This is a genomic window from Phenylobacterium sp. (assembly GCF_046590535.1).
In the GTDB taxonomy this organism is placed as follows: Bacteria; Pseudomonadota; Alphaproteobacteria; order Caulobacterales; family Caulobacteraceae; genus Phenylobacterium.
Genome location: NZ_JBKJTG010000255.1, coordinates 1 through 9,884, shown reverse-complemented (window position 1 = coordinate 9,884; position 9,884 = coordinate 1). Strand labels below are relative to the sequence as shown.

10 protein-coding genes and 1 pseudogene are annotated in these 9,884 nt (G+C 70.3%); 6 read left to right on the top strand and 5 right to left on the bottom strand.

Annotation, left to right across the window (positions count from 1 at the left end; all coding sequences use genetic code 11):
• The 3 genes from ACLL81_RS16215 to ACLL81_RS16205 form a co-directional block, all read right to left on the bottom strand.
• A partial coding sequence (locus ACLL81_RS16215) for an acyl-CoA dehydrogenase family protein (protein WP_411289402.1) occupies positions 1 to 792 on the bottom strand: 792 nt, incomplete at its 3' end.
• Positions 793 to 825: 33 nt separating this feature from the next.
• Positions 826 to 1,296, bottom strand: a complete 471-nt coding sequence (locus tag ACLL81_RS16210; protein ID WP_411289401.1) for a MerR family transcriptional regulator — start codon at positions 1,294 to 1,296, stop codon at positions 826 to 828.
• A gap of 367 nt (positions 1,297 to 1,663) precedes the next feature.
• Positions 1,664 to 3,352, bottom strand: coding sequence for a lysine--tRNA ligase (locus tag ACLL81_RS16205; RefSeq protein ID WP_411289403.1), 1,689 nt, complete (start codon positions 3,350 to 3,352; stop codon positions 1,664 to 1,666).
• A 106-nt stretch (positions 3,353 to 3,458) separates the two neighbouring features.
• Here ACLL81_RS16205 and ACLL81_RS16200 point away from each other — a divergent pair, with 106 nt between their 5' ends.
• From ACLL81_RS16200 to phnD, 3 genes are read left to right on the top strand one after another with little or no spacing between them, the layout of a single operon-like run.
• Positions 3,459 to 5,006 carry an alkaline phosphatase D family protein gene (locus tag ACLL81_RS16200; RefSeq protein ID WP_411289400.1) on the top strand — a complete coding sequence of 516 codons (1,548 nt, stop codon included), beginning with the start codon at positions 3,459 to 3,461 and terminating at the stop codon, positions 5,004 to 5,006.
• A 10-nt stretch (positions 5,007 to 5,016) separates the two neighbouring features.
• A complete protein-coding gene (locus tag ACLL81_RS16195; RefSeq protein ID WP_411289399.1) occupies positions 5,017 to 5,796 on the top strand; it encodes a hypothetical protein in 780 nt (259 codons plus the stop codon).
• The gene (gene phnD, locus ACLL81_RS16190) at positions 5,793 to 6,779 is read left to right on the top strand and encodes a phosphate/phosphite/phosphonate ABC transporter substrate-binding protein (RefSeq protein ID WP_411289398.1); all 987 of its coding nucleotides are present in this window, start codon (positions 5,793 to 5,795) and stop codon (positions 6,777 to 6,779) included. Before ACLL81_RS16195 ends, phnD begins: the two co-directional genes overlap by 4 nt.
• On the opposite strand, the gene ACLL81_RS16185 is transcribed toward phnD, so the two are convergent.
• Together ACLL81_RS16185 and ACLL81_RS16180 are read right to left on the bottom strand one after the other, a co-directional pair.
• Positions 6,776 to 7,195: a PaaI family thioesterase gene (locus ACLL81_RS16185; protein ID WP_411289397.1), complete on the bottom strand. Its 420-nt coding sequence runs from the start codon at positions 7,193 to 7,195 to the stop codon at positions 6,776 to 6,778. The genes phnD and ACLL81_RS16185 overlap by 4 nt on opposite strands.
• Positions 7,192 to 7,662 (bottom strand): PaaI family thioesterase, encoded by a 471-nt coding sequence (locus tag ACLL81_RS16180; protein WP_411289396.1) that lies wholly within the window; start codon positions 7,660 to 7,662, stop codon positions 7,192 to 7,194. Before ACLL81_RS16180 ends, ACLL81_RS16185 begins: the two co-directional genes overlap by 4 nt.
• Positions 7,663 to 7,706: 44 nt before the next feature.
• On the opposite strand from ACLL81_RS16180, the gene ACLL81_RS16175 reads away from it, so the two are divergent.
• The 3 genes and pseudogenes from ACLL81_RS16175 to ACLL81_RS16165 all read left to right on the top strand — a co-directional run.
• Positions 7,707 to 8,720, top strand: coding sequence for a ligase-associated DNA damage response exonuclease (locus tag ACLL81_RS16175; RefSeq protein ID WP_411289395.1), 1,014 nt, complete (start codon positions 7,707 to 7,709; stop codon positions 8,718 to 8,720).
• 48 nt (positions 8,721 to 8,768) lie between these two features.
• Positions 8,769 to 8,930 (top strand): hypothetical protein, encoded by a 162-nt coding sequence (locus tag ACLL81_RS16170; protein ID WP_411289394.1) that lies wholly within the window; start codon positions 8,769 to 8,771, stop codon positions 8,928 to 8,930.
• 31 nt (positions 8,931 to 8,961) lie between these two features.
• Positions 8,962 to 9,884: pseudogene (locus ACLL81_RS16165) on the top strand (cisplatin damage response ATP-dependent DNA ligase); the annotation flags it as partial.

Genomic DNA, 9,884 nt, shown 5'->3' with positions numbered 1-9,884 from the left:
GGTGGCGTTGCCGTGGATGCCCATCTTCTCTTCCAGGCCGGCGCAGAAGACGCTGTTGCGGGCGCCCGGCTTGCCGTCGGCGTCGGGAATGAACTTCGGCACGATGAACAGGGAAATCCCGCGCACCCCGGCCGGGGCGCCCTCGATCCGGGCCAGCACCAGGTGGACGATGTTCGGCGTCAGGTCGTGCTCACCGCCGGAAATCCAGATCTTCTGGCCGCTGATCCGATAGCTGCCGTCGGCCTGCGGGACCGCCTTGGTGCGCAGCATCCCCAGGTCGGTGCCGCAGTGGGGCTCGGTGAGGTTCATGGTGCCGCCCCATTCGCCCGAGGCGAGCTTGGGCAGGTAGAGGTCCTTCTGCGCGTCCGACCCGCCGTTGCGGATCGCGGAATAGGCGCCGTGGGTCAGGCCCGGATACATGGAGAACGCCATGTTGGCGGCCGAGGACATCTCCGAGAACGCCAGGTTGACCACATGCGGCAGGCCCTGGCCGCCATAGTTGGGATCGGCCCCCAGCGCCGGCCAGCCGGCCTCCACCAGCTTGGCGTAGGCGGCCTTGAACCCGGTGGGGGTGGTCACCGTGAAGTCGGGGTTCCAGCGGCAGCCTTCCTTGTCGCCGACGCTGTTCAGCGGCGCCAGCACCTCTGCGGTGAACCGGCCGGCCTCCTCCAGGATCTGGTCGACGGTGTCCATGGACGCATCGGCGAAGGCCGGCAGATTGGCGTAGCGCTCCAGCTGCAGCACGTCGCGCAGCAGGAAGGCGTAGTCCCGCACGGGGGGTTGGTAGGTCATCGGCGCTCCCGGTTCCGGGCGGCAGGCCCGGCGTTACTTGGTTTCGCTATGTTCCACGCCGTCGAGCCTGCGGCGCAACACCTGATCGTAGTCGGCGGCGCGGGGCAGCAGGTCGGTCTCCGACAGGCGCTTCTCCATGGCGGCGATGCCTTGCTGGAGCTGGGCGATGGCGCCGTCGATGTCCAGCTTCTGGCTTTCCAGCGCCGCGATCCGCTCGCGGAACTTGCGCAGGGACTTGGCGGCCTGCTGGGCGCCGGTCTCGTCGGCCTCGTAGAGGTCGAGGATCTCGCCGATCTCGGCCAGGGCCAGCCCCACGCGCTTGCCGCGCAGGATGAGCTGCAGGCGGGCCCGGTCCTTGTAGGAATAGACCCGGTTCATGCCGTCCCGGGCGGGGTTCAGGAGCCCCTTGTCTTCATAGAAGCGCAGGGCGCGCGGCGTGCATTTGAATTCCTGGCACAGCTGCCGGATCGTGAAGGTGCGAATAGGGCGGCGCAGGTCTGACATCGGACCCTCCCTCGGGTTCAGGTGGCGAACGCAAGGGAAACCTAGGTTCCGTTGACGCGAACGTCAACTGGCAACCCCCTCCTCTCCCCCGACACGAAGTGCGGGGGGAGAGGGTAGGGTGAGGGGCGGCTCTGCGTTCGCAAAGGCGGAGCGTCGCCGCCATGACCCAGACTCTGGCTGAACCTCGGCGGGCGCGGACAATCCTGCGCCACCCCTCACCCCACCCTCTCCCCTCTCGCTTCGCGGGGGGAGATGAGAGCAAACCGTGCAACCCCCTCCTCTCCCCCGACACGTCACTGCGGGGCGAGAGGGCAGGGTGAGGGGTGGCTCGGCCTCGCGGCAGGCGCTGCGTCGCCGCCATGACCCCTCAGCCCCGAGCGCTGACCAGTTCCCCAGCCAGCGCCAGGTCGATCAGCTCAAGCGTCCGCTCCACGCCAAAGATGGCCACGAAGGAGCCGAAGCGCGGACCCTGGCTCTGACCCAGCAGCACCTCGTAGAGCGCGCTGAACCAGGCACGAAGCGGCTCGAAGCCCGCCGCCTTGCCGGCCTCGAAGACCTCTGCCTGGATCAGCTCCGCGTCGGCGCCGGCGGGCAGGGCGCGCAGGCGCGCCGCCAGGTCCAGCATAGCCGCCCGCTCCCGGTCGTCGGGGGAGCGGAAGGTCTTCGCCGGCCTCACGAAGTCCTCGTAGTAGTTGATCGCATAGCCGGCCAGCCGGTCGAGCAGCGGCTCGCTCGCGGGCGTGGCGCCGGGGATGTGCCGCGCCAGGAACCCCCAGAGAATTTGCTTGGTGGAGGCGTCGGCCGCCGACACCAGGTTCAGCAGCAGGCTGAACGACACGGGTGAGCCGCGCTCCGGCGGCTGGCCCCCGTGGACGTGCCACGCCGGGTTATCCAGCAGGGCCGCGTTGGCGCCCTCGCCCAGCTTGCGGTTGTAGGCGTCGAGCTGCTGCAGGTACTCGTCGGTGGCCTTGGGGATGACGTCGAAATAGAGCCGCTTGGCCGACTTGGGCGACTGGTACATGTAGTAGGACAGGCTCTCCGGCGTGCCGTAGCGCAGCCACTCGTCCATGGTCAGGCCGTTGCCCTTGGACTTGGAGATCTTCTGGTTGTTCTCGTCCATGAACAGCTCGTAGTGGAAGGCCTCCGGCGGCTCGCCGCCCAGCGCCTTGGCGATGCGGTTGGAGACCCGCACGCTGTCCACCAGGTCCTTGCCGGACATCTCGAAATCCACCTCCAGCGCCACCCAGCGGGCCGCCCAGTCGGGGCGCCATTGCAGCTTCACGTGGCCGCCGGTGACCGGAACCTCGACGCGCGTTCCGTCCTCGTCGGCGAAGGTGATGGTCCCCTTCTCCACGTCGCGCGACAGGGTCGGCGCCTGCAGCACCCGGCCGGACGTGGGGCTGATCGGCAGGAACGGCGAATAGGTGGCCCGGCGCTCCTCGCCCAGCGTCGGCAGCATGATCGCCTGCACGGCGTCGAACCGCTCCAGCACCCGCAGCAGCACCGGGTCGAACCGCCCGGACGTGTAGCAGTCGGTGGACGACAGGAACTCGTAGTCGAAGCCGAACGCGTCGAGGAAGGCGCGCAGGCGGGCGTTGTTGTGGTGTCCGAAACTCTCGTGCTCGCCGAACGGATCGCGCACCTTGGTGACCGGCTTGTCGCGGTCTTCCTCCAGCATCGCGCGGTTGGGCACGTTGTCGGGGATCTTCCGCAGGCCATCCATGTCGTCGGAGAAGACGATCAGCTTGGTGGGGATGGCGTCCTCGGTAAGCGCGCGAAAGGCGTTCCTGACGATGGTCGGCCGCGCCGCCTCGCCGAAGGTGCCCATGTGCGGCAGGCCGGAGGCGCCGAAACCGCATTGGAAGATCACCGGCTTGGCCAGCGCCGGCAGCGTCGCCACGGCCTCACTGGCCTTGCCCTCGCCGATCAGGCTGGCGGCCAGGTCGCGCTCGGCGTCGGAGAGCCGCAGGCGCAGGGTTCGCGCCAACAGCAGGCGCGCCTGCTCGAAGGGCCAGCTCTTGGCCTGGCGGGCGTGGTGGGAAAGACCTTGCAACATGGGCCTGCGGGTAGCCCTCACGACGGCGCCGCTCAAGCAGTAGTTTCGTGCGAGCCTCGGGCCCGGATGACTTACGGCCTTCGCAAATTCGCGCGATGGTCCGGGCATGAGCATGACAACCCCCTCCCGCCGCCGGCTGCTGGTCCAGGCGGCGCTGATCGCCGGCGCCGCCCTGACCCCCGGCGCCTGGCGCTCGGCCGCCGCCCAGACCCGGATGCCGGACGATCCGTTCTCCCTGGGCGTCGCCTCGGGCGAGCCCACGCCCGATGGCATGGTGCTTTGGACGAAGCTCGCGCCCCGCCCGCTGGAGCCCGCCGGCGGCATGACTGCCGCGCCGGTGGCCGTGCGCTGGGAGGTCGCCCACGACGCGGGGTTCAGGCGCGTGGCCGCCCGCGGCGAGGCCCTCGCCGTCGTCGAAGCCGGCCACTCCGTCCATGTGGAGGTGGCGGGGCTGCGACCCGGCCGCGCGTATTTCTACCGCTTCACCGCCGCGGGCCACGCCAGCCCGATCGGCCGCACGCGCACCACGCCGGCCCCCGGCGCCTCGGTGGACCGCCTGCGGTTCGCCTTCGCCTCCTGCCAGAAGTTCGAGTCCGGCTACTACGGCGCCTATCGCCACCTGGTGGATGACGACCCCGACCTGGTGCTGTTCCTGGGCGACTACATCTACGAACAGGCCGCCACCAACGCCGGCGTCCGCCGCCATCCGGGGGCCGAGCCGGTGGACCTGGCCGGCTACCGTCTGCGCTACGGCGCCTACAAGTCCGACCCAGAGCTTCGCGCCGCCCACGCCTGCGCCCCCTGGATGGTGATCTGGGACGACCATGAGGTGGAGAACGACTACGGCGGTGACCAGGACCAGCCGGAGACCAACCCCGCGAGCTTCCTGCGCCGCCGGGCGGCGGCCTATCAGGCCTACTACGAGCACATGCCCCTTCGCCGCCGCTCGCTGCCGGTGGGCCCTGCCATGCAGCTCTACAGGTCCCTCGACTGGGGCCGGCTCGCCCAGTTCCAGCTTGTCGACACCCGTCAGCACCGACCGCGCCGCACCTGCGAGGCGCTGGCCGACGGCAAGTCGATCCCGGACTGCCCCGAGCGCACCGACCCGGCCCGTTCCCTGCTGGGCGCCCCCCAGGAGCGCTGGCTGATGGACACCCTGGCGGGGTCGCAGGCGCGCTGGAACCTGCTCACCCAGCAATACGTCATGGGGGAGCTGGAGCGCATCACCCCTACCGGCGAGCGGCGCTACAGCAACGACGGCTGGGACGGCTACGCGCAGACCCGCGGGCGGATTCTTCAGCAGTGGCGCGACGCCAAGGTCGCCAATCCCATCGCGCTTGGGGGCGACATCCACACCTTCATCGCCGGCGACCTGGGGCTGGAGCGCGGCCGTCCCATCGGCAGCGAATTCGTCGGCGGGGCGATCAGCTCCTCGGGGGCGGAGAACGCCGCCATGGCCCGCCTGGCCGCCAACAATCCGCACATCAAGTTCACCGAGGGCGAGACCCGTGGCTACGGCCGGGTCGACCTCAGCCGTTCCGAATGCCGGGTAACCTTCCGTGGGCTGACGAGTGCGCTCGTGCCGCGCTCGCCGATCCGCGACTTGGCCCGCTTCACCGTCGAGGCCGGCCGGGCGGGCTTGCAGCGTGCGTAAGGCCTTGATCGTGCTCGCTTTCGCTCTGGCCGTCCCGGCCGCGGCCCAGGCGCCCGCCGAGGTCCTGCGGCGCTACAAGGCCGACGAAGCCACCCAGGGCGTCGCCGTGGACGCCACCCATTTCTACGCCGTGGCCAACTCGCAGATCGGCAAGTACGACCGCGCCACTGGCCGGCGCGTGGCCCTGTGGACCGGCGACCCGGCCCGCTATCCGCACATGAACTCCTGCAACGTGATCGGCCGCGAACTGGTCTGCGCCAGCTCCAACTATCCGGCCACTCCGATGACCAGTTCGGTGGAGGTGTTCGATCCCGCCCGCATGGTTCACCTTCGCTCAATTCCCCTCGGCCGGCAGGTCGGCTCGCTGACCTGGGTGGACCGTCAGGGCGGCGCCTGGTGGGCGGGCTTCGCCAACTATGACGGCCGCGGCGGCGAGCCGGGGCGCGATCATCGGCAGAGCGCCTTGGTCAAGTTCGACGACCAATGGCGCAATCGCGGGCAGTGGACCTTCCCGCCCAGCGTGCTGGACCGCTTCAAACCCTACAGCACCTCCGGCGGCGCCTGGGGTCCGCGGGGCCGACTTTATGTGACCGGCCATGACCTGGGCGAAGTCTATGAGTTGCAGCTTCCGGTGGGCGGTACCGAGCTCCGGCACGTGGGGACATGGCGCGCGCCCATCGAGGGCCAGGCCATAGCCATGGACAAGCGCGACGGACGGGTGATCTTCGGGATCAACCGGCCGACCCGCGAGGTCGTCCAGATGCGGCTGCCGCGGGCGGAGACGAAATGACCCTTCGAACGATCCTGGTCACGGCCGCCTTGGCGCTTTCGGCCTGCTCCGGCGGCGACAAGGCGGCGCCAGCCAAGGACACCCTGAACTTCTCCATCCTCTCGGCGGAGAGCCAGGCCAGCCAGGCCGGCGACTGGACCCCCTTCCTGGCGGACATGGAAAAGGCCACGGGCCTAAAGGTGAAGCCGTTCTTCGGCTCCAACTACACCAGCCTGATCGAGGCCATGCGCTTTGGGCAGACCGACGTGGGCTGGTTCACCAACCAGTCGGGGCTGGAGGCGGTGCGCCGCGCCAACGCCGAGGTGTTCGCCCGCTCGGTGAACCCCAACGGCGTCGACGGCTACGAGGCGGTGATCATCGTCCGGAGGGGTAGCGGCCTGACCCTGGACAAGCTGCTCGCCTGCGACCGGACGCTGGATTTCGGCATGGGCGACGCCAAGTCGACCTCCGGCACGCTGGCGCCAATGACCTACCTGTTCGCGCCGCGGGGCCTGGATCCGCAGACCTGCTTCGCCACCGCCCGCTCGGCCAACCACGAGGCCAACCTGTTCGCCGTGGGCTCCGGCACCCTGGACGCCGCCACCAACAACACCGCCTCCATGGAGCGGATGGCCATGCTGGACACTGACATGGCCCGGCGGACCATCGCCGCCGTCGATATCGTCTGGCGCTCGCCGCGCATCCCCGAGGATCCAATGATCTGGCGCAAGGACCTCGATCCGGCGCTGAAGAAGAAGATCGGTGACTTCATGTTCAGCTACGGGGTCGGCGACACCCCGGAGGCCTTGCGCCAGCGGGCGATCCTGGCGCGCATCCAGACCCTGCCGTTCAAGCCCGCCGACGCTACCCACCTGCTGCCGGTGCGCGAGATGGAGGCCACCCAGATCCTGCTGCAGGCCAAGGGCGACCCTGCGGAGACAGCCAAGGCTCAGGCGACGCTGGACGCCATCCGCAAGGACCGCGCGGCCCTGCCGCCCGCCTAGCTGTCGGCGCTCAGCAGGAAGTGGCCGCGCAGGAAGGCGACCGGGTGGTCGCTGGCCTCCTGCCAGGCTTCCACATGCACGTTGGCGATCCGGCGGCCCACCTTGCGCAGGTCAGCGCGGGCGTAGGTGGTGACGGCGCGACCCGGCCGCAGGTACTCGATGGTCACGTCGATGGTCTTGTGCACCCGGGCCGAGGGCTGGGTGACCGAGAGCTGCGCCAGCGCGGTCATCTCCAGGAACGCCCCGATCACCCCGCCATGCAGGGCCGGCAGCATGACGTTGCCCACCAGGTGCGGCGCGAACGGCAGCACCGCGGTCATCTCGTCCCCGGCCAGTTCGGCGCGCATGCCTAGGAACCGCACGTAGGGCACCCGCTGCAGGAAGGCGCTGAGCTGGTCGGCGGCGCTCTCGCTCATGCGCCCGGGCCCCGGTTCAGCACAAAGGCCGCCTGCGCCGTGGCGATGGGGTCGGCCCGGTCCGCATCCCAGGCCTCGGCGCGGACGAACGCGATGGTGCGGGTGAGCTTGTAGCAGTGGGCCTCGGCGATCACCCCGGCCCGGGGCGCGGCAGGGCGCATGTAGTCGATGCGCAGGTCCAGGGTGGCGGTGGAGAAAGGCGCCGTGGCCAGCGACGTGATCGCCAGGCCGCAGGTGTGGTCCAGCAGCGAGGTCACCACCCCGCCGGCGATCACCTCCGTGTCCGGGTCGCCCACCAGGTCGTCGCGCCAGGGAACCTCGATGGATCCGCGGCCATCGCCCGCCGACAGGAACCGGAAGCCCAGGGCCGCGGCCTGCGGCACGCCCGTGGCCATGGTCTCGCCGATCTGGCGCAGAAACTCGGGGTCGAGGGTCATGTCCCGACGGGGTAGGGCGGAACCCGCCACGCGGTCAATGCGGAGCCTCCCCCCGCGTCCTACATTAGGCTCCCATGATCCGGCCCCAGGACCTGCTCTGCCCGAAGCCCGAGGGGCTCTACTGCCCGCCCGGCGACTTCTACATTGATCCCGTGCGGCCGGTGGCCCGCGCGGTGATCACCCATGGCCACGCCGACCACGCCCGGGCGGGCCACGGCGCCGTGCTGGCCACGCCGGAGACCCTGGCCATCATGGCCGAACGCTACGGCGCCGGCTTCGCCGAGGGCCGCCAGGCCGCGCCCTATGGCCAGCCGGTGGCCCGCGACGAGGTGGAGGTGACCCTGGTCCCCGCCGGCCACGTGCTGGGCTCGGCCCAGGCGGTGGTGCGCTGGAAGGGCCTGACCATGGTGGTCTCGGGCGACTACAAGCGACGGCGCGACCCCACCTGCCCGGCCTTCGAGCCCACACCCTGCGACGTGTTCATCACCGAGGCCACCTTTGGCCTGCCGGTGTTCCGCCACCCTGACGACGCCGGCGAGATCGCCCGCCTGCTGCGCTCGGTGGCCCAGTTCCCTGAGCGCAGCCACATGGTCGGCGCCTATGCGCTGGGCAAGGCGCAGCGGATCATCCGCCTGTTGCGCGAGGCTGGCTGGGACAAGACGATCTATGTGCATGGCGCCCTCGAGCGGCTGAACGCCCTCTATGAGCGCCATGGGATCGACCTGGGCCCCCTGGCGCCCGCCACGGTGGCCGCCAAGCAGGACTTCGCCGGCGCCATCATCATCGCTCCGCCCTCGGCCCTGCAGGACCGCTGGAGCCGCCGGTTCCCCGATCCGGTGTCGGCCTTCGCCTCGGGATGGATGCAGGTCCGCGCCCGCGCCCGCCAGCGCGGCGTCGAGCTGCCCCTGGTGATCTCCGACCACGCCGACTGGGACGAACTCACCGCCACGGTGGACGAACTGCGCCCCGGTGAACTGTGGATCACCCACGGCCGCGAGGAGGCTCTGGCGAGATGGGCCGAGCTGCACGGCGTGCCGGCCCGGGCGCTGGCCCTGGTGGGCTACGACGATGAGGACGAGGATGGCTAGGAACGCGCCACCTTCCCCTCGCGTTGGCTGGACCAGAAGGAGCCCGCCATGTCCGAACCCAGCTCACCGCCCCGCGAGCCGCTCAAGGACGGCGGCCTCAAGCAGCCCGAGACGTCCGAGCCCTCCGACGACGGCCTCTCGAAGACCGGCGGCGGCGAGACGCGCGATGACGGCGACGAGGCCTCGGAAGGCATGCTTGGCGAGGGCTGACGCCCGGCCGGCGCGAGCCTAAGGTCGGTCGATGCGCGCCTTCGCGGAGCTTCTCGACCGCCTGTCCCTGACCGCCTCCCGCAACGCCAAGCTGACTCTGGTGCGCGATTACCTGCGCGACACCCCGGACCCCGACCGCGGGTGGGCCCTGGCCGCGCTCACCGGAGACCTGACCTTCGGCGCGGCCAAGCCGGCCTTCATCCGCAAGGCCGTCGAGGGCCGCATGGACGCCCAGCTGTTCCGCTGGTCCTACGACTATGTGGGCGACCTGGCGGAGACCGTGGCTCTGGTCTGGCCCTCCCGCCCCGGGGCTAACCGCGAGCCTGACCTCTCGGAGGTGGTGCACGCCCTGCGCACCGCCACCCGTCCGGAGGTCCAGCGGCTGATCGAGGGCTGGCTGGACGCGCTTGCCGAGCCCACTTCCCGCTGGGCGCTGCTGAAGCTGATGACCGGCGGCCTCCGCGTCGGCCTCTCCGCACGCCGCAGCCGATCTGGGCGGCGTACCGGTGGCCGAGGTGGAGGAGCTGTGGCACGCCCAGCATCCGCCCTATGAGGACCTGTTCGCCTGGCTGGAGGGCCGCTCGGAGAAGCCGTCATCCGACAATCCCGGCCGCTTCCGCCCGGTGATGCTGGCCCAGGCCATCGACGAGGCCGTGGACTTCGCCAAACTGGAGCCCACCGACTACATCGCTGAGTGGAAGTGGGACGGCATCCGCGTGCAGGCGGTGAACGAGGGCGGCGTGCGCCGGCTCTACACCCGCACCGGCGACGACATCTCCAGGACCTTCCCCGACGTGGTCGATGCATTGGACCAGGAGGGCGTTATCGACGGTGAACTTCTGGTGCGTCGTGACGGCAAGGTCGCCAGCTTCGCCGACCTGCAGCAGCGGCTTAACCGCAAAACGGTGGACGCCAAGACCATGGCCGCCTTCCCCGCCGGAATTCGCGCCTACG